We start from the raw sequence: 19961 nt of genomic DNA, 5'->3' as shown, positions 1-19961 counted from the left end.
CCCGTCGCCGAACTCATACGGGCCGTCAGACTGGAGGTCGAGGCCGAACTCCACAGCGACGGGGACGGTGAGAAACTCGCCCTTTCGGGCGGACAGAAAGCCGACCCGGGAGGCGAGGAATACCTCTTCTCCTGCAGACAGTGGAAAGACACATTCACGAGCGACAAACTCCTCGGCGGGGCGGGCCGAAGAGCTCGCTCAACCTGACGACCGCAGACTGGGTGATCGGCGCGGGCGACCCCAGTATCGGTCGCTGCGAAACGCCCGAACCAGTACGTCGGCGGGTATCGCGAGCGCCGGCTCAGGGCCGGTGACTGGTGCTCCACCCAGGATCACGGCCGATCAGTCCCAGCAGGCGGTCGAACTCCGGTGCGTCGTGCGGCACCGCCACCGGCGGCCCGAACACCCCGCGCTGGCGCCCCATCTCCACCATCTGTGACGTGAACCCCAGCGCGGCCGCGACCGCCTCACCATCCGGCTGGTACGGCTGCCCCGTGGCCTTGGCCAGGTCCCAGCCATGAACGACCATGTCCACCAGCCACATATGGGCCAATGCCGTCATCGGCATCCCCATCGCCGGGCTGACCTCCTCCCACGCCTCGCACCGCCCCCAGACGTCGAGCGTGCGCCCGGCCCGCTCCGGAAAGTCCCCCGCGTACGCCCCCTGCTCGACCATCGGCCCCATCCGCCCCAGCGACTCGAACATCTCCGCCACCCACTCCAGATGGCTCACCAGCCCCCTGACATCGAACTCCGCACACGGCGTCGGCGCCGCAAGCTGCTCCTGCCGTACGGCACGCACGAGATCTGCGGTGTGCTCGGTGGAACGGGTCATCAACGGCATCATGTCGTCCATGGCAGCCATGGTGCCCCGCCCGCCACAGGCGCGGCTTGTAGAAACGCGACAGCGAGGGTGGGTCGACCCCTACGCCGGCCTTGACGCCTTCCGCTTCTTCCGCCAGGCCCCCACACCGGCTCTGGCCCCGTACGTCGACCACTTCTGGGTCGTCACCTGGACCGACCTCGCCGAGCCGTACGAACAGCGCATCGTCTCCCACCCCACCGTGAACATGACGATCACCGACGACTTCCACCGGATCGCCGGCATCATCAAGGGCGGCTTCTCGTACACCATGCGAGCGACCGGCCGAGTTTTCGGCACTCGCTTCCGCCCCGGTGGCTTCCACCCTTTTCTCGGCGCTCCCGTCTCCACTCTCACGGATCGCTTCACCGACATAGCGGGACAGTTCGGCTCATCGGGTGCCACGCTCGTCTCGGCCGTTCTCGCCGAGCCCGACCCTCAGCGGGCCATCACCTTGGCCGAATCCTTCCTGCTATCGCTGTCTCCTCAGCCGGATCCTCTCGCCGCCGAGGCCGACGCTCTCGTGTCCCTGGCCGAATCCGACATCACCCTCACCCGGGTAGCCGACCTGGCCACCCGCGCCGGCCTCTCGGTCCGCTCCCTCCAACGCCTGTTCCAGGAGTACGTCGGCATCGGCCCCAAGTGGGTGATCCGCCGCTTCCGCCTCCACGAGGCCGCCGAACGCGTCTACGAGGGCCTCGACCTCTCCACACTGGCCGCCGAACTCGGCTACAGCGACCAATCCCACCTGACCAACGACTTCACAGCTGTCGTGGGGATGCCTCCGGCGGCTTACGCACGATTGCGCGAGCGTTCATCGCGGGAGGCCGTCGACCTCGCCCAGATAGCGGTAGAGACAGGTCGCGAGAGCCCGTGAAAGGCCGACCGGTACGGCGTTGCCGATCTGGCGGGCGATTTGAATCTTACTCCCGACCCATCTGTAGTCGAGTGGAAAGCCCTGTAGCAGGGCCGCCTCCAAATGGGTGATGGGCCGATCCGCCTTGGGGTGGAGGTAGCGCCCCTTTTCCGGCTTATAGAATTCGGTCCTGATCGTCACCGAGGGACGATCCCACCAGAGGCGCCCCATGACATCACCGGAGCCGTTGTTGTGGTTTATCCAGCTCGGGGTGGACAGATGATCGGGAAGATCTTTGCGATTTCCGCCCTCGGGGATCGCTCGATATCGCAGCAGGGAGTGCGGTGTCGGATTGCGGCCGATGTGGAGGTCCGTCGTGCGAAAGGCGCCGGGCAGCGATCGGCCGAACAGCTCACAGGTGCGATCGGGAAACTCCGTGGTCTGCGTCTCGGGAGAGGTCGTGCTGAAGACCATACTTGAGGGGACCCACTCCTGAGCGGTCCCGAAGAGCGTGTCGTCGTCCCGCTTCTTGTCTGCCTTGCGATGGGTCGGCGCAGGGTGTTGGAGGGGCACACGGGAAGGGTGGGAGGCGATCAGGTCGCGGTGCGTCGCCAACACGATCACCCGCCTTCGCGTTTGCGGCACGCCGTAGTCGGCCGCGTTGAGCAGTTTCGTCTCCAGGGCGTAGTCCCGGAGTTCGCCTTCCGGTCCGGTGGAGGCGGTGAGCAGCTCGTACTCGCGAGATTTGAGAAACCGGTCCACATTTTCCATAATGAAGATTTTGGGCCGGAGTGCCAGGACGACTCTGACGTATTCCTGCCACAGCTTGTTTCGCGGATCGTCTGGATCACCCTTGCCCAGACCCGAAAATCCCTGGCACGGCGGGCCGCCGAGAATAACATCGACATTCGCTTCGACATCTCCGGGATCCCACCCGGCGATGTCACCCGCGTAGATATGGTCGGTGCCCCCCGCCTCCTCGGCGAAGTTCGCCGCGTAGGTCGAGGCCGCGGCGATATCCCATTCCACCGCGCCGACCGTGCGAAAAGCGCCTGGGCGTGCCATGTGAAAGCCTTGAGTGAGGCCTCCGCACCCCGCGAAGAGGTCGACGACGTTGACGGGGCTGACGGGGCGGGAGGTCATGAGCGTCACCTTATCGAGGACGTCGCTCCAATGCCTTCGCGATCTCACGACCGACTGCCTCGGCCAGGGGAGGTGGGAACGCCTGCGCGATCTGCCTGTAGCGCGCCGTCTTGCCGCCGGTGACGGTCCAGTCGGAGGGGAGCCCCTGAAGGGCCATCACCTGTTCGACCGTCAGCTTGGGCACGCCGTCTCGCCCGAGACGTGGGTTCAGGACGAAGTCCGGTCCGGGCACATCGTTGCCGAGGCTGTGGGCGTTCACCGCCAGGTCCATCCACTGTCGCTTGGTCCTGGTCGGTCCCAGATCCGCGCCGCCGTGATTCTTCGATCCGCCGACGACCGTCGGCGCGACCCGGTTCGCCAGTAGTGCCCACGCGTCGGCGTCCGGCCAACCGCGGCTCGCCATGGAGGCGTGCAGAACGACTCCGACCGACAGCCCGTCCTCATGGGTGGGCGAAGGCCATGTGAAGTGGGCGAAGTCATCAGGCCGCATGGCGACCAGAAGGCAGCTGCGCCGGGTCTGCGGCACCCCGAAGTGCCGGGAGTCCAGCACCTTCCACTCCCACAGGTAGTCGAGGTGTTTCAGCTCGTCCTCCACGCCCTCACGCACCTCGACGAACTTGGGCGCGAGCAGCGACGGCGTCGTCTCCAGAAGAATGGCCCTCGGCCGCAGCTCGGTGGCCAGCCAGACTGCGGCGCGCAGCAGGTCGCGCCGATCTTTGACCCCTTCCTGCTTGCCCGCGATCGAGTACGGCTGGGAGGGCACACCGCCGGAGAGCAGGTCCACCGTACGCAGGCCGTGCTCGGCGCCGACGAAGTCCTTGAAGTCCATCTCCAGTGTGTTCCACGCCGGACGATTGGCCCGGAGCGTCCTACACGCGTGAGGGTCGTCGTCGACGGCGATGACCGGCTCGAACCCGGCACGCTCCAGGCCGAGAGCCTGCCCGCCCACTCCCGCGCCGATTTCCAGGCTTGTGAAGCGCCCGCTCATGCCACGCGCCTTTCATGATCTGGGCTCGTTGAGAACAGGACAAACGCGCGAGTCGCATCCGTCAAGCCGGCAGCCTGTCATGCGCCGACGGGATCTCGCCGAAGAGCTGATCGAACAGGTGCACCAGCGTGTTCACCGATGCCTGACGCACCTTGCCGTCCGCAGGGCCGCTCGGTAGTGAGTCGTAGGGCACCAGAACGTTCGACAGATCCTCGACCCAGTCGCGATGCGAGTCGGCGTCTCGCGGATCGTCGGGGGCCATGGCCTCGTAGGAGAGTGTGCTTCCCGCCGTGTTCACCGCCTGGGCCAGGGCGTTGACCTCACGCCCTGTCCGAATGACCCCAGAGGCGAGCAGCTGCGTGAACGCCTGGGCGGTGGGGCGATGCAGGATCACCTCCAGACGCAGCAGTGTGTTGAGCATGTCCTGATTGCCGCAGGCCACCACGACCGGCCGATAGTCGGGGCCGTCGCGGAAGAGCTCGGCGGCCCACCAGAGTCGGGCCAGCGCCTGGGAGTGGAACGGCCCGACGAATCGAGCTCGGTTCACCGCCGGCGTCGGAGCCTTCTGATTGAAGTGCCGCCAGAACACGTAGTCCGGGGCGAGCCGCATGGTCAGGTAGTTCCAGAGTCGCGACTCCGCGGCCTGCCTGCGCGTCAGACGGAGGGTCGCGTGGAGCACGGGGGCCAGCCAGGCGTCGACCGATGTGCGTTCGAGTGGCGGGAAGCGTTTCATCGCCTCGTCCAGCAGATGCCGGATCGGCTCGGCCTCCCACGAGGTCGGCTCGCAGACGTGATCGATGCTGGTGGTGGGAAGCGTCTCGGTGTTCTCCAGAACGGCGGCCGTCAGGAACCTCGCCGCGACGTCGTCCGGCAACAAGCCCAGCGTGGAGCTCACTCGTCCCCCCGAATCGATCGGATGAATCCACCCATACCTCGGGAGAGTCTGGCCTGCCTGGCGGCGGCGTGCAGAATCCGGGCCTGCAGATCGCCGCTCTGGCCGCCGGCCGCCTCGCGGAGGGCGTCGGTCGGGGTGTGGTCGGGGAACACGTCGGGGAGCATGCGCTGCAGAACCGATCCACGCCAGCCGTCCGGCAACGTCGCCTCACGGACATGCTGAAGCGCCTCGTTGAACAGGGCCGTCCACAGTGTGGTCGCGATCTGTGCGGCCAGAGCCTCACGCGCGGGGCGTTCGCTGGGCTTCACCCCCTCCAACGTTGCGCGCAGCCCGTCGAATCCGCTGTTCAGAAGCAGCGACGCGCTCTCCTCCGAGACGATCACCGTCCACGGGTCCTGTCGACACCATGCCAAGCGAGAGTCTTCGGCAAAGTCGACCCACTGGGTGAGGATCGTCTCCTGTGTCAGGGCGCCGGTGAGATCCACGGTCCAGGGACGGGTCACGGACGCGATCACGCGTCCGGGCACGTCGTCCACTACGGCGACGAGCTGCCCGCTCAGCTGAGCTCGATTGACGAAGTCGTCACGGTGCAACTGGACCTCGCCGCTCCACTCGCCCGGCTGCTGCATGCCGAGCTTGGTCGCGACGCGTGTGTTGGTCCGTCGCTCCGAGACCGTCGCGACGAAGGCCACCCTGAACCACGGACCGGATTCCAACTCGTGCCTGGGTACGGTGACGCGCACGACCAGGCGGACGACCTGCCAGTCCTCGCGCTCGGCGAGCGGGAGCAGCACCGCTCTGTCGCTCTCGGAGATCGAGGCGTACGGCATGGGCACGTCGTCCAACCGGACCTCGGTGACGGTCATGGAGATCTCACCGGGCAGGACCTGATAGGGGGCGATCTGCTTCATCGACCTCCCTCCTTCGCCTGTACGAGGTCCACCTCGGCCAGCATCATCCGCGCGGCGACCGGGTGACTTCCCACATCGCTCACTCCGGAGAAGGTCGCAGTCCGCTCACCTTGGGCGCAGATCAGAACCTCCCCGCTCACCTCGCAGTTGGCTTCGGCTGTCAGCATGCTCCAGCGGCCCTCCGGCTTCGGGCCTGACCTGGTGGCGAACCGCAACATGGGCCGAAGGATCCAGGAGTCGTCGCGTGGCGGAAGCTTGATCTCCACCCTGACATTCCACGCGCCGTCGTCGCTCACGCCGCCGGTCGCGCTTCTGACCGTTGGGTACGCGGGGCTTTGGGGCGGAGCGACCCGCTGGAGGCCGGTCACCTCGCGGAGCACCTCGGGGGAGTTTCCCGTCGTTCCCACGCGTTCCGTGGGTCGCACCGCATGCCGTACGGCCGCCAGGATCGCCCTGCGGAACTCCTTGAGCCGCGTGGTGGCGCCGCGCGCGTACGTAGAGGTCAGATCCTCGGTGGGCTTCCAGTCGTTGTGCTCGGGTGGCTCGGCAGCCCGTAGGAACCCTTCGGCGACCTCGTCGCCAGGTTGTCCCAAACCGGTGGCGAGACCCGCCAGCAAAATCGCCTGGAAGGGAGAGGAGGCGGACGCCAAACCGGTCACCGGGCGGTCCAAGACGGTCATCCTCGTCCCACGCATCGCCACAAGGCGATTGCGGTGCTGATCGGCCTCGGTCGCCGGTGTGATCAGCAAGACGGCCTCGTGCTCGGTCGGCCGCCCTTTCGGCTCACTCTTGCGAGGGGGGACCGTCAGCCGTACGGCCAACTCCACGACGTCGTCGGCGCTGGTGATCTCGTCGACGGTCATGTTGTCGAGAAAGGCGCGAACCGCTCGGGACCTGGCGGGCTCCAGGACATACGGGTCGACCCGCTCCTCGCCCACGACGACCTGGCCGTCCCGGAGCGCTTCGACCGACACCTCCAGCGACGGCGCCATTCCACTGCCCGAGACCATCGACGCCCAGAAGTCGGAGGCCAGTCCGCGCACCAGCGAGGCATGCATCTCCTCCAGCGTGGTCGCCTCGCCGGACGGATCGTGCGCCCCCACGATCAGGAAGCTGGTGCCCGGATCGGTGCTGCCCCGCGTGAGGTGCAGCTCCTCGACCGCACGATCTCCGGCCCACCACGAGCGGGCGGCCGACTCGCGTGTGGGATCCCGCTCGCCGAGCCAGGCTGGTCCGGCGTACTGCACACCGTCCAGCTCACGCCACGGCAGATCGATGCGACCGATCAGCCGGCGCTCCCTGAGTTCCTCGAACGGCTCGGAGAGCGTGCTGTTGATGATGACCAGCCCGAACTGGCTGGCGCCCCAGATAGTGGCCTTGCCCAGTCCGAAGGAGCCGCCCGCCGTACCCTTCTTGTGGCTGTCCAACTGGCGACGCACCACGGCCGCGAAGCGCCCGTCCTCGTACTCGGGTCCGGTCAGGCCGTTGGCGTTGTAGTCGTCGATGCGGAGGAGGAGGAGCCTGCCGCTCTCTCTCAGCTCCCCGAGGCCGTTGGCGAGCATGCGGCCGACCTTCTGCTTGGTGTCGCCGGCCGCCTCGATGTGCGGAACGAGATCGTCCCAATGGATGGCCTCCTGGAGACGGCGGAGTCGCTCGCCGGAGATCTCGTGCAGGGTGAAGCGGACTCGGACGGGGCGGGTGTCGTCCCAGCGTTCGTCGAGGCTGTTCTGAGCCGCCTCTCTGGCGGTGATCGTCAGAGACGAGTCAAAGGCGAAGGCCGCCGCGTTGCCCAGCTCACGGCCGCCGTCGAGGTGTGCGCGCCGATGTTGCCAGCCCACGAAACCACTGGATTCGGGAGTTTCGTCGCGCGTGGCCGACGACCCTGTCGCCAGGCCGAGAATCTCCTCGATGGCCTGGATCTTGTCGATGCGAGGAGTGGCGCGGCCGGTGATCCACGCCGACACCGCCGCCCGGGTCACGTCGAGGGCGGTGGCCAGGTCCGACTGGCTCATGGCCTTGCGTCGCAGCTGCCTGCCCAGCCAGGCGCCGAACGCCTCGGGGTCTTGGGTGCTGCCATCCTGCGTCATCGCGAGGTCTCTCCAGGAGGCTCGTACTGTTTGACAGCCTAGGCTAGCGTTAAATGTAAGTTGACACCAGCTCCGCTTGACCATCTCTGTGGGGTGTCCGTAGTGCTGGATGACGGAAGAATGACTCTTCGATTTGCCTTCTTTGTGCGATTTGCCCCTGCGTGCTTCGGGAGCCTTCGCGGGCAGGTCGTACGATTTTGGCTTTCTCTTGCGGTCGGACGTTTTGTGTGTCGATAATGTTGCCTCGCTCCGAATGATGGGGCTCTACGGCAGATCTCCCCGGGGGAGAGCTCTGTCCAAAGCTATCCGCTATGCGTTGTTTGCCGTGTGCTGCGTGTATGTGACCCCTGTGGATGGGGTTTACCAAGAGTGAATCGCCCCAAAGGTGTGCTCGGCATGCGTCAATGTCCTTGCTCTACCCCCGACGGGTCAGGAGATGACCACTGTGAGCAGCGAAGAGCCTTCCGTTCTCGACCTCATCGTCGCCCAGTCCCAACGGCTGCTGAACACCTATCGCATCGACCCCGGTCTTATCCAGGAGCATGCGAACGGCGAGCGCCGCATCGCCGAGGGCGGGTACGGCGAGCGCCAGATCTACGAGCTCGTGCAGAATGGCGCAGATGAGTTGCGAAACGACCCATCGGGAATGATTGCGGTCATCCTGACCGAAACCCATCTTTACTGCGCCAACCAGGGAAGCGCCATAACCCCGGAAGGCGCCGACACCATTCTGCGTATGGGGGTGTCGCGCAAGCGTGGTGGCCAGATCGGCCGATTCGGGGTAGGGGTGAAGTCCGTCCTGAGCATCACCGACGTCCCCGAGTTCTTCAGCAGGGACGACGACAAGAGCTTCGGATTTGACAGAGAGTGGGCCGAGAGCGAGATCAGGAAGGCCCAGCCCGCCGCAACCGGTATGGAGGTACCCGTTCTGCGGATGGCGCGTCCGCTCGACCGTGATCGAGCCGTCGGCGCGGATCCGCTGCTCAAGGAGCTGCTGACCTGGGCCACCACGGTGGTTCGACTGCCGCTCAAGCCTGCGGCGGTGGGCCGACTGGCCCGTGACATCGACCAGTTTCCGGCTGGATTCCTGCTGTTCTCTCCCCACGTGGGCTCGGTGACGCTGGAGAAGCGCCTTTCCGGACAGAGCATCAAACGCCAGGTGTTTCAGCTGATCGACGGCGACAGCCGAAAGCTGCGGAAGGTGCTCTCGGAGAGAGGGCGGGAGGAGCGGACGGAGAAGGAGCAGTGGAGAGTCTTCGCGTCGGTGTACCGGCCCTCGACTCGGGCGCTGGCCGAAGCGGGGGAGCTGCACGACCGTCCTGAGATCGACATCGCCTGGGCCGTACCCGATGTGGAGGGACGTCCTCAGGACAGAGGGCAGTTCTGGGCCTACTTCCCGACCAACTACACGATGACGCTGCGCGGCATCGTCAACGCGCCGTGGAAGACCAGTGAGGATCGCCAGAATCTCTATGCCAACAACCAGTTCAACAACGAACTGATCGACGAGGTCGCGGAGCTGGTCGTCGCGTCGTTTCCGCTGCTGGCTCGCCCCGAGGACCCGGGCGCCTATCTGGACGTCACACCTGCCCGAGGACGTGAGGAGCCGCAGTGGGCGGCGGAAAAGCTCGTCAAGCGGATCTGGTCGATCGCTCCGGAGCGGCCTGTCTATCCGGACCAGAACGGGCGGTTCGGCACGCCGGCAGAGGTGCGCCTGCACCCGATGGACATGCGGCCCGAATGGCTGCAGTGGTGGAGAGAGCACCCCGGCCGGCCGGAGAACTGGATCCACCACTCCGTCGACCAGGCGAGGCATCGACGCGATGCGGTGAACCTGATCATGTCTCATTCCAGGGTCCCCGTCGCCACGGCCAGGGAGTGGCTTGAGGCGCTCGTTTCGGACGGTTCGCCCGAGGCGTCCGCCAGGGCAATCTTGATCGCCGCCGACCTGAAGCGATACAACCACGCCCAGGCGGAGGAGGCGTTGCGAGCGCGCATCATCCTCACCGAGGGGATGGGCCTGGTGGCGCCGTCGACGTCGGTCTTCAGGCGTTCGAGTGACGACGGTCTCGCGGACAACACGGTCTACGTGGACGAACGTGTCTACGAGGGTGAGTCGGTGATGACGGGTGCGTTGGACTACCTCGGCGTGCACGAGGCCCACCACGTGGGCCGGTTCGCCTCGGTCGTCGAGCGTGGCTTCGCGGGCTATGCCGAGCGGGACTGGGTGGCGTTCTGGGAGTTGGCGCGGCTCGCCGGCCCGGCGGGTGTTCGAGCGGCCTTCGACGGCCGTTCCGTCAACACGGCCAAGGAGCTCAGGGTCATGACTCTCGCCGGTGAGTTCCGGCGAATCCGCGACTGCCTGCTTCCCGGGCCGGTTGTCCCGCCCGACGGCTCACGTGACGAGCATGTGGCCGTGGACATGGGATTTCACAGAGAGGACCGCGCTGTGCTTCCCGACCTCGGCCTGCTGGCGGGCCCGGTAGCCGATGTCGCGCCAGAGGGAGAGCGCTGGTTCGAGGAGTACAAGCAGGCATGCTGGCAGGCATACGTGGCCAAGCTGCCCGCGAACGAGGCCCGGCCGAGTTTCGCCAAGATGCAGTTCGAGGGCGGCAATCCGGCGGGCCCGCTTCACCTGTTCGTCGGTCTCACCCCTGTGGGACGTGCGGCGTTCATCGCCGCGATTCCCGCCGGCGCCGCCATCGCGCAATGGACGATGCAGCCTGGCAACAAGGGAGTGGCCGGTCGCAAGGCGGTCGCCTCGCCGTTGCGTTGGTTGGCACGCGAGCACGGCTACCTCCAGACCTCACTCGGCCTTCGGACCGTTCCAGAGTGTGTGGGGCCTGAGCTGAGGCAGCACAAGGACGTGCTTCCGGTCGCGGACGTCACGCCGAGCGTGGCCGCCATGCTGCGGTTGCCGCACAGCCTGGAGGAGATCAAGCCGTCTCTGTGGAGGGAGCTGGTCGAGGCGGCCTCGGCCTCGGAGGACGACACGTTTCCCGGCAAGGTCTACGCCCTGCTGTTCGAGGTGGGGGTCGACTTCCCGTCGGGGGAGAGCACGCGATGCAGGGTCGGCGACGAGTGGCGTAGTGACGTGCCCGACAAGGACATCGCGGTCACCGCGGTGCGCGCCGAGTACGACGCCCTCCTACGTGAGCGCGTTCCGGCTCTGCTGGTGCCCACCGAGCCTCTCGCCGAGATGATGCGTGAGGCGTGGACGATGCTGTCTCCGGCAGAGGCGATCCAGAAGGAGGTCCGACACGTCGAGCAGGCGGAAGGGGTGCTCCTGACGGAGGAGTTCCCGTACCTGAAGGTTCTGCATCGCACCGTGGTCGAGGGGTGGTCCTCGGTTCGCTGCGACGAGCTCGAAGAGATCATCCGCACGCCGGGTGGAATGCGGGTCCAGTCGATCGAGGTCGCGACCCTGTCCGAGGAGCGGAAGGTCCTGGTTCGTGCCCCGACGGACGACCTTCAGGTGCTCAACGCCGTGGACAGGGCGCTCAAGCTCGGCCTGGGGCCCGCGAACTGCCGAAGCGTCCTCGACCGTCGAGAGGAGCAGCGCAATGACGAGCGCCTGCAGAGGGTGCGAGAGGCGAGGGACGAGCCGGCGAAGCTGCTGGAACTCGTCGGCGAGTCGGCGCTTCGCAAGGGGCTGCCCGAAGGGCTGCTGGAGAGCGACGAAGCCGAGGGGACGGCGGCGACTCCGCGGCGCATCGCGGAGCTCGCCTTCAACGCCTTCGGGGCCGAGTGCCTGCGCGCGTACAAGAAGGACATCGAAGCGGCCACGGGGCTCTCGGCGGGGTTCAACGGCGACGCGAACTCGGTGCGTCTGGTCAGCGACCTGGGCTTCTCTGAGTCCTTCGCCGGCACGAGAGCCGAGAGCCTGCCCGCCCTGGAGAAGGTCAGCGGTCCCACCGCCTTTCCACGTCTGCACGACTACCAGGAGAAGCTGGCACAGAAGGCCTTCGACCTGCTGGCTCGCTACGAGGCGCCCAGGGCGATGCTCTGTCTGCCCACCGGCGCCGGCAAGACCCGCGTGGCGGCGGAGGCCGTCATCCGTGTGATCAAGGAGCGCGGGCTGCACGGCAAGCCGGTGTTGTGGATCGCGCAGAGTGACGAGCTGTGCGAGCAGGCGGTGCAGAGCTGGTCGTTCGTCTGGTCGAAGGTCGGTCCTGAGCAGCAGCTCCTCATCAACCGACTCTGGTCGACTCGCGAGGCGGCGGCGAGTGGGGACATGGCCCAGTTGGTCGTGGCCACGGACGCGAAGCTGCATGCGGTGTTGGACAAGCCTGAGTACGCGTGGCTCCGTGACCCCGCGCTGGTGATCGTCGACGAGGCGCACCGGTCGATCACACCCAGGTACACCAGCATTCTGACGGCCCTCGGGCTGACGCACAGAGAGCACTCGCGACCGCTCATCGGTCTGACGGCGACACCGTTCCGCGGCTTCAACGAGGTCGAGACGAACCGCTTGGTGGAACGCTATGGGCGCACACGGTTGGACGAGGGCATCTTCGAGACCGACAACCCCTACGCCGAACTCCAGGAGCTGGGTGTCCTGGCCAATGTCGATCACCGCCCGCTCAAGGGCACGACGATCGAGCTGTCCGCCGACGACCTCAAGCAGGTGTCCGCCTTCGAAGGAGCCAGGCTGCCCTCCGCTGTGGAGGAGCGGCTCGGGAAGGACATCGAGCGCAACGGGATGTTACTCAACGAGATCGAGGCGCTGCCTCCGGACAGCCCGGTCCTGCTCTTCGCCACCTCGGTCAACCACGCCAAGCTGATGACAGCGCAGCTCAACGGTCGGGGAATCCCGTCTGCCGCGATCGACTCGGGCACGCCGGACGCGGACAGGCGGACTCTGATCGAGAAGTTCCGGCGCAGGAAGCTCCGTGTGTTGACCAACTACGGCGTGCTCGCCCAGGGCTTCGACGCCCCGGCCACCGAGGTCGTCATCGTGGCGAGGCCGACCTACAGCCCGAACGTCTACCAGCAGATGATCGGCCGAGGGCTCCGCGGCCCGAAGAACGGCGGAAAGGAAACCTGCCTGATCCTCGACGTCGCCGACAACATCACCAACTACGACCGTCAGCTGGCTTTCACCCAGTTCGACCACCTGTGGAGTAAGAAGTGAGCACCCCCTACAGCGGTACTCATGCGCTGACCGAAGAGCAGCGAGCCGTCGTCGAGCAGCCCGCCGACGCCAGGACCCTGGTGACCGCTCAAGCCGGAGCAGGCAAGACGCACACGCTCGTCCGTCGCCTCGACCACCTGGTCGACGGTGAGGAGGTCGAGGCCGGGGAGATCCTGGTGCTCACCTTCTCGCGGGCCGCCGTGCGCGAGCTGGGCAACCGCCTCGCCCAGTACGGCGAGGCCGCCCGGAATGTGCGTGCGCAGACCTTCGACTCCTGGGCCCTCAACCTACTCGGCCAAGTGGACGCCCAGGGCGACTGGAGCAAACGATCATTCGCGGCCAGGATAGAGAGAGCCCGAGAGGCACTGGACGAGGGGCTCGCCGACGAGCTGTACGAACACGATCTGCGCCATGTCGTGATCGACGAGGTCCAGGATCTCGTCGGCGCGAGGCGGGACATGGTCGAAGCGCTCCTTGACCGCTACGACTGCGGGTTCACCGTCGTCGGCGACCCCGCTCAGTCGATCTACGGGTTCACGGTCGACTCGGCCGAGCGGGGGCGAGAGGAGACCAACCGTTTCTTCCAATGGCTTCGCAGGACCTTCGCCGAGGATCTCGTCGAGCTGTCACTCAGCCAGAGCTTCAGGGGGCTGACCTGCGAGGCGCGCAAGGCCCTCGACTTCGGGCAGCGACTTCGCACGCTCTCCGAAACCGGCGGCGCCGACGGCGAAAGCCACTACAACGACCTGCGAACCATCCTCACCGGGCTGCAGGCGATCGGTGACATCGATCGGCTCGGCGCGCAGGCGCTCTCCGGATATGAGGGTTCCACGGCGATCCTCTGTCGAACCAACGGCCAAGCCATCGTCCTCTCCGAACGACTGCACTCCGCAGGTGTACGACACCGGCTCCAGCGCGCGATGGGTGAGCACGTCATACCATCCTGGATCGGCCTGCTCCTCGATCGCTGTGACGCGTCGTCGCTGCGCAGGGAGAGGTTCGACGAGATGATCGCCGATCTCCGCACTCCCGACGCCACCGACTCCGACTCGCTGTGGCGGCTGCTCCAGAAGGCGAGCTCGCTACGAGGTTCGACCAGCTCACTGGACCTGGCCCGCCTGCGGTCCGCCCTCGCGGCGGGCAGGCTCCCCGACGAGTTGACGGCACAGCCGCCCGCGCGCCTGGTGGTCTCCTCCCTGCACCGGGCGAAAGGGCTGGAGTTCGACCGGGTCATCGTCGTGGATCCGGGGACGATACAGGCGGATCGCGAGGGCGACAGCCGCGACACGGCGGAGGAGGCCAGGCTGCTCTACGTGGGCCTGACCAGGGCCAGGACGGAGCTCTATCGTCTGGCCCAAGTGGACATGCGCAACGTCCGAGTCGACAACCGGACTCGCCGTTGGGCCCGATACGCGTATCCGAAGTGGCGGCGCGTCGGTCTGGAGGTGGCCGGAGGCGACGTCCTTGTCGACTATCCGGCCGGAACCGTGGACTTCACGGCCGACGTGAGGGAGACGCAGGACTACCTGGCGTCAGCCGTACTGCCGGACGATTCCGTCGAACTGGAGCGCCTCTACCCGCGGCCGATCGGCCTACAGGAGGCACCGCCGTACGTCATCGTGCACCGCGGGCGGCCCGTCGGGACGGTCTCCGAGCGGTTCCGCAGGGATCTGTTCCAGCATTTGAAGATCGGAAAGGACTTCGTTCCGGAGCACTTTCCAGCGCGGATCTCCAATGTGCGGATCGAAGTAGTGGAGACGGTCGCCGGCAATGAGGCCGCGGGTGTTCGAGCGGGGCTCAATCAGCACGGCGTCTGGCTCGCACCGCGTTTGAGCGGCCTGTCAACGTTCGTCTGGGACAGGAAGGAAGCCGATGTCCAAGCACGGTGAGCACTACGCGTTCCGCGGTGACCTCGTCGATCGGCTTCGCCTCGATGTGGTCGGTCCGGTCGGAGGGCAGGGCGAGATCCTCAAGGACTCGCCGGTCACGTCGTACGCGGCCGGGGTTCTCTACCCGCGGCGCGGTGACGGCGAGACGGTGGCGGAGGAGGCGGCCGAGCGTGATGCCGATCTGTCCCCGGAGGTACGGATCAAGGACGAGACGCCGGACACCGGGGTCTCGCTGGCTAACGACCAGGCGCCGTCCTCGATGGGATTGACTTTCGCTGTCGACGCCAGGATCTCACCCACCATCACGGTTACGGTGACGGCTGCGGTCTACGACCCGATCGACGGCGAGGGTCGGCCGGTCAAAGCGCAGCGGGCGGAACGCCGATCGACCGAGGAGCAGGAGCTGCGCTGGCGCCACCGAGAGCTGGAGCTCGCTCCGCACACGGTGGACGTGCGCACCTCCGGACAGGTCGAGGAGCCGCTTGCGCCGGGTGTCGCCCTTCGTGTTCGAGTGCGGCGGCCGAAGAACGGGGTGGTGTCGGTCACGGTCGCACTGCTCAACGGAAACGAGGTGGACAGGTTCGGCATCAGAGACGCCCTCTGCCTGTTCCAGGCGAGGATTCACGTCACCGGTGCGACGGGAACGCGCCCTTTCGTAGAACGACCCGTCGCCGCCGGCGCGAACGAGAGCGAGACCAAGACCAACCGATTGCTCTATCGCTACGCGCCGAACTTCGCCGTGGGGCACGGCTGCGCGGCCACCTGGGAGTGGGCGGCTCCGGGGCTGCGGGACGAGGCGCTGCTCACGGGCGTGCCGGCTGCGGTGGGGGCGATCTGGAGTGAGTTCGTCCCGACGAAGGAGGTGCTGCTCACGGACTCCAATCGCGACATCGACGACTCGGCCCTGCGCATGATGGACCTCGCGAGCGGCTCCGACGAGGACATCGTTGTCGGCCTTCGAAGGCTGGTGGACGGATACCGGTCGTGGATCGTCGAACGAGCCGAAGAATCGAGACTGCTCGGCGACGCCCAATACGCGGAGGCGGCGAGAGAACAGATCCGTCAATGCGAACAGGCCTGCGAACGCATGGAGTCGGGCATCAAGACTCTCGGGAGCGAGCCGAAGGTGATGGCGGCCTTCCGATACGCCAACGAGGCGATGGCGACCCAGCGGGCACGCACGAGCTGGATCAAGGGGCTCAAGCAGGGGGCGCCCAGTACGAAGTCGGCCGTCTGGCGTCCCTTCCAGATCGCCTTCCTCCTTCTCTGCCTGGACGGTGTCGTCGACTCCGAGCACGAAGATCGACAGATCGCGGACCTGCTCTGGTTCCCCACCGGCGGTGGAAAGACCGAGGCGTACCTGGGCATCATCGCGTTCACCGTCTTCCTGCGGCGGATGCGTGGCGAGGGCAACGGCGGCGGGGTCACGGCGATCATGCGCTACACCCTGCGACTGCTCACGCTGCAGCAGTTCGAGCGGGCGGCCGCACTGATCTGTGCCATGGAGACCATTCGTCGCCGGGTTCCGGGAGAACTGGGCGAGGAGGTCGTCTCGATCGGCATGTGGGTGGGTGCCGCCGCCACCCCCAACAAGCTCAAGGACGCGGCCGCGAGCCTGAAGATCCTTCGCGAGGGGCGTGAGCTGCACAAGGAGAACCCGGTCCAGCTGCGCTTCTGTCCGTGGTGCGGCACCGCGATGGGAACCGACGAGTACGAGGTGGACGTCACGGCCTCGAAGATGCGGATCTTCTGCGCCGACGGGGACTGCGCCTTTCACAACGAACTCCCGGTCCACGTCGTGGACGAGAGGATCTACGCGGTCCGGCCCACGTTGATCATCGCGACCGTCGACAAGTTCGCGCAGATCGCCTGGCGTCCAGAGGTCGCCGCGCTCTTCAACCTGGACCGGCCGGGCGATGGCACACCGCCGCCGGAGCTGATCGTGCAAGACGAACTTCACCTGATCTCCGGCCCGCTGGGCAGCTTGACCGGTCTGTACGAGACCGCGATCAACGAGGCGGCCAAGCGGCCCAAGGTGGTCGCCTCGACCGCGACCATCCGTCGTGCGGAAGATCAGGTGAGGCGTCTGTTCAATCGGCAGGTGGCCCAGTTCCCGCCGGCCGGCCTGGACGCGCGCGACTCCTGGTTCGCGGTCGAGACCCCGGCGGAGGACAAGGCCTCGCGCCTCTACGTCGGACTGCTCACGCCCAACACGAGTCAGGCGACCCTGCTGGTCCGCTCCTACGCGGCGCTGCTGCATCACTCGGCCGGCCTGGAAGCCCCCGACTCGGTCCGGGACGCCTACTGGACGCTGGTCGGATACTTCAACAGCCTGCGCCTTCTGGCCGCAGCCGAGCTTCAGGTGCAGGACGACGTGCAGGATCGTCTCAGACTCCTGGCGGACCGAAGCGGAGTCGACCCCAGACGAGCCGATCAGCACACCGAGTTGACCAGTCGTGTGCGGTCGAGCGACGTGCCGAAGCGCTTGAAGGACCTCGAACGCAAGCTGCCGGACACGGACACCTTCGACACCGTCCTCGCCACCAACATGATCTCCGTGGGCGTGGACGTGGATCGGCTCGGCCTGATGGCGATCATGGGGCAGCCACAGACGACCGCCGAGTACATCCAGTCGAGCAGCCGTGTTGGCCGACAGCACCCGGGGCTGGTCGTCGTGCTGTACAACGCCAATCGGTCGCGCGACAGATCGCACTACGAGAGCTTCGTTCCCTATCACTCGGCGCTTTACCGGCAGGTCGAGTCGAGCAGCGTCACTCCGTTCTCGCCGCGAGCCAGAGACCGTGCCCTGCACGCCGTCTTCGTCGGCATGGCCAGGTTGCTCCATCCCGAGTTGCGGCACAACGCGGCCGCAGCGGCTGCGGAGGATCACGAGTGGCGGCTGCGTGACTTGAAGAGGCTCATCCTCGCGAGAGTGAAGCAGGTCGACAAGGCGGAGTACGACGGTGTCGAGCAGGACCTCGACGACATCATCTCGCACTGGCTCGACCTCGCGGCCGACAACTCCAACCTCGTCTACGAGGCCAGGCGGCGATCCGGGCGGGCCGAAACCCGCCCTGCCGACACCGCCCTGCTCTGCAGCTTCGTCGATACCGACCTCACTCAGGCGTACCCGACCCTGTGGAGCCTGCGCGACGTCGACGCCGAGTCCGACCTATATCTGGAGCGATGACCATGGCACTGCGCAGTGGCAGAACTCGGCAAAGCGCCGCCGCGGGCAAGGCCGAGGCGACACGAAAGGTGCTGGGCACGGTGCGTCGAGCACAGGCCGTCACCACCTACGGCGTGGGCTCGATGATCGCGATTGAGGATCGGTCCTACATCGTGAGCGGGCTCGACAGTTGGCGAGTCGACAAGTCCGACGAGATCTACGAGCCGCGCCTCCAGGCCTGGCTCCAGGTGGCGAGATTCCAGCTGCCCCCGGCGGACGAGCCCCCTTCCGGCGACGGAATCAGGGTTCGGCTCTTTCCCAAGAAGTACTCCTGTGGCACATGCAAGCGGCTCCAGGACTTCCGGGAGTTCGTCCCTCCGACGGGTACGAGCCGCTGTGGCACGTGTGGCACACCGCTTACTCCGTCGCGCTTCGTCATGGCCTGCGAGAGCGGGCACCTGGACGACTTCCCCTTCTGGGAGTGGGTCCACAAGAGGAGTGGCACCGGTCGAGACGGAGGCGAGCGGGTCAGGCACCAGCTCACGCTGGAGAGCACCGGCCAGACGGCGTCACTGCGCTCGGTCGTCATCACATGCTCGTGCGGGGTACCTGCGGCCTCGTTGGAAGGAGCCCTCGGTCGCGGCGCCCTGACAGCCCTGGGGATCGAGTGCAAGGGCCGACGGCCATGGCTCGGGCGTGACAACGACCAAGCCGGATGCGATTCATCGCCCCGGGCGCTTCAGCGTGGTGCGTCGGCCGCCTGGTTCTCGATCACGAGGTCCGCGCTGTCGATTCCGCCGTGGTCGCAGGCGCTCCAGCAGCGGCTTAACCCCTTTTACGAGATGTTGGTCCGGCGTATTGATCGTGGCGACCCCGAGGTCGACATCCTCGCGGACATCCCGCAGACGCCCGGTCTCACGAACGACGACAGATTCACGCCTGAGGAGGTGCTGGCGGCCGTTCTCAGGCGTCGTGAGTTGCAGGAGAGCTTGAGGGAGGGACCCGACGCGGAGCCCACGTTCGAGTCGGCCACTGTGCTCAGGCGTGAGGAATACAACCAGCTCTACGACGGAAACGGGGGCGACACGGACCACGACAACTTCGAATGCGTCCAGGCGGTGGGAGACGGAAGCGCCCTGCCGTACGGCATCAAGCGGTCCATGCTGGTGAAACGACTGCGTGAGGTACGGGCGTTGGAGTCGTTCACCCGGGTCACCACGTTGGACCCGACGGGTGGAGACACCCGCCGAGCCGCGATGGCCAACGGCCAGATGAACTGGTTGCCGGCGATCGAGGTGAGTGGGGAGGGAGTGTTCTTGGCCGTCGACGAGCAGCTCCTGAGCGAGTGGGAGCGGCGGCCGGGACCGGTGCGGCGCGCTCGGCAGGTGTGGGAAAACCACACCGCGAGCCTGCGCGAGCGGGCGGAGCGCGGCGGCGGCGCGAAGCCGTCCGCAGAGATCAAGTCTCCGGTCACGCCGCGATACATCTTGCTGCACACCCTCGCGCACGTGCTGATCAATGAGTGGAGCCTGGACTGCGGCTACCCTGCTGCGTCGCTGCGGGAGCGCCTCTATGTGGCTCCCGACATGGCCGGTGTGCTGATTTATACCGCCACCAGCGACTCGGCCGGTTCCCTCGGCGGGGTCGTCGCGCAGGGAGAACACCGCAGGCTGCACACCTCGTTGGAGTCGGGGCTGGCCCGGACCGAGTGGTGCTCTCAGGATCCGCCCTGTATGGAGTCTGACGCCAACGGGGTCGAAAGCCTCAACCTGGCCGCCTGCTATGCCTGCGTCCTGCTTCCCGAGACGAGTTGTGAGAGCAACAACGTCTTCCTGGATCGGGCCATGCTGATCGGAACCCCGGAGGACCCGACCACGGGCTTCTTCCACAAGAGCGAGCGTTGACCTTCGCCCACGTGGAGGAGGAGCGAGACCACGTTTGGGCATCTACAAGGCCTGTCGACACGGCCGGTCCGCTGCCGTTGGCGCTTTGGCGGGTCTATCCCGTATCCGAGGTGCCGGCCGGGT

The 19961-nt window shown here is 66.6% G+C and carries 11 protein-coding genes; 5 read left to right on the top strand and 6 right to left on the bottom strand.

Going from position 1 to position 19961, the window contains the following annotated elements; genetic code table 11:
* Positions 1-301 precede the first annotated feature (301 nt).
* Complete coding sequence (locus tag ACTWNK_RS39400) at positions 302-835, bottom strand: TIGR03086 family metal-binding protein (protein WP_474310023.1); 534 nt, start codon at positions 833-835, stop codon at positions 302-304.
* Here ACTWNK_RS39400 and ACTWNK_RS39395 point away from each other — a divergent pair.
* On the top strand, positions 822-1739 hold the full coding sequence (locus ACTWNK_RS39395; RefSeq protein WP_474310022.1) for a DUF6597 domain-containing transcriptional factor: 918 nt from the start codon (positions 822-824) through the stop codon (positions 1737-1739). The two genes, ACTWNK_RS39400 and ACTWNK_RS39395, sit on opposite strands and share 14 nt — an antisense overlap.
* On the opposite strand, the gene ACTWNK_RS39390 is transcribed toward ACTWNK_RS39395, so the two are convergent.
* From ACTWNK_RS39390 to ACTWNK_RS39370, 5 genes are all read right to left on the bottom strand, one after another.
* Positions 1677-2861 (bottom strand): DNA cytosine methyltransferase, encoded by a 1185-nt coding sequence (locus tag ACTWNK_RS39390; protein ID WP_474310021.1) that lies wholly within the window; start codon positions 2859-2861, stop codon positions 1677-1679. The two genes, ACTWNK_RS39395 and ACTWNK_RS39390, sit on opposite strands and share 63 nt — an antisense overlap.
* 10 nt (positions 2862-2871) lie before the next feature.
* On the bottom strand, positions 2872-3849 hold the full coding sequence (locus tag ACTWNK_RS39385; protein WP_474310020.1) for a DNA cytosine methyltransferase: 978 nt from the start codon (positions 3847-3849) through the stop codon (positions 2872-2874).
* 61 nt (positions 3850-3910) lie between these two features.
* Entirely contained in the window at positions 3911-4744 is an 834-nt protein-coding gene (locus ACTWNK_RS39380) for a DUF6339 family protein (protein ID WP_474310019.1), read from the bottom strand.
* The gene (locus ACTWNK_RS39375) at positions 4741-5610 is read right to left on the bottom strand and encodes a hypothetical protein (protein ID WP_474310018.1); all 870 of its coding nucleotides are present in this window, start codon (positions 5608-5610) and stop codon (positions 4741-4743) included. The genes ACTWNK_RS39380 and ACTWNK_RS39375 overlap by 4 nt, the downstream gene beginning before the upstream one ends.
* A gap of 41 nt (positions 5611-5651) precedes the next feature.
* Positions 5652-7742 (bottom strand): helix-turn-helix domain-containing protein, encoded by a 2091-nt coding sequence (locus ACTWNK_RS39370; RefSeq protein WP_474310017.1) that lies wholly within the window; start codon positions 7740-7742, stop codon positions 5652-5654.
* A gap of 436 nt (positions 7743-8178) precedes the next feature.
* Between ACTWNK_RS39370 and ACTWNK_RS39365 the strand changes: the two genes are divergently transcribed.
* From ACTWNK_RS39365 to drmB, 4 genes are read left to right on the top strand one after another with little or no spacing between them, the layout of a single operon-like run.
* Positions 8179-12876, top strand: coding sequence for a DEAD/DEAH box helicase family protein (locus tag ACTWNK_RS39365; RefSeq protein WP_474310016.1), 4698 nt, complete (start codon positions 8179-8181; stop codon positions 12874-12876).
* On the top strand, positions 12873-14765 hold the full coding sequence (locus ACTWNK_RS39360) for a UvrD-helicase domain-containing protein (protein ID WP_474310015.1): 1893 nt from the start codon (positions 12873-12875) through the stop codon (positions 14763-14765). The genes ACTWNK_RS39365 and ACTWNK_RS39360 overlap by 4 nt, the downstream gene beginning before the upstream one ends.
* Positions 14749-17955 (top strand): helicase-related protein, encoded by a 3207-nt coding sequence (locus ACTWNK_RS39355; protein WP_474310014.1) that lies wholly within the window; start codon positions 14749-14751, stop codon positions 17953-17955. Before ACTWNK_RS39360 ends, ACTWNK_RS39355 begins: the two co-directional genes overlap by 17 nt.
* On the top strand, positions 17952-19838 hold the full coding sequence (gene drmB / locus ACTWNK_RS39350; RefSeq protein WP_474310013.1) for a DrmB family protein: 1887 nt from the start codon (positions 17952-17954) through the stop codon (positions 19836-19838). The genes ACTWNK_RS39355 and drmB overlap by 4 nt, the downstream gene beginning before the upstream one ends.
* The last annotated feature ends 123 nt before the right edge of the window (positions 19839-19961 follow it).

The organism is Nonomuraea sp. IBHARD001 (genome assembly GCF_056106265.1).
Note: the sequence above shows the minus strand (reverse complement) of the source record. Positions and strands in the feature narration are given on the sequence as shown.

What these genes read in the sequence shown, in the direction of transcription:
- ACTWNK_RS39370 (WP_474310017.1), bottom strand. Translation starts at nt 7,742, where the DNA reads ATGACGCAGGATGGCAGCACCCAAGACCCCGAGGCGTTCGGCGCCTGG.
- ACTWNK_RS39355 (WP_474310014.1), top strand. Translation starts at nt 14,749, where the DNA reads ATGTCCAAGCACGGTGAGCACTACGCGTTCCGCGGTGACCTCGTCGAT.
- ACTWNK_RS39390 (WP_474310021.1), bottom strand. Translation starts at nt 2,861, where the DNA reads ATGACCTCCCGCCCCGTCAGCCCCGTCAACGTCGTCGACCTCTTCGCG.
- ACTWNK_RS39375 (WP_474310018.1), bottom strand. Translation starts at nt 5,610, where the DNA reads ATGACCGTCACCGAGGTCCGGTTGGACGACGTGCCCATGCCGTACGCC.
- ACTWNK_RS39385 (WP_474310020.1), bottom strand. Translation starts at nt 3,849, where the DNA reads ATGAGCGGGCGCTTCACAAGCCTGGAAATCGGCGCGGGAGTGGGCGGG.
- drmB (WP_474310013.1), top strand. Translation starts at nt 17,952, where the DNA reads ATGACCATGGCACTGCGCAGTGGCAGAACTCGGCAAAGCGCCGCCGCG.
- ACTWNK_RS39365 (WP_474310016.1), top strand. Translation starts at nt 8,179, where the DNA reads ATGACCACTGTGAGCAGCGAAGAGCCTTCCGTTCTCGACCTCATCGTC.
- ACTWNK_RS39400 (WP_474310023.1), bottom strand. Translation starts at nt 835, where the DNA reads ATGACCCGTTCCACCGAGCACACCGCAGATCTCGTGCGTGCCGTACGG.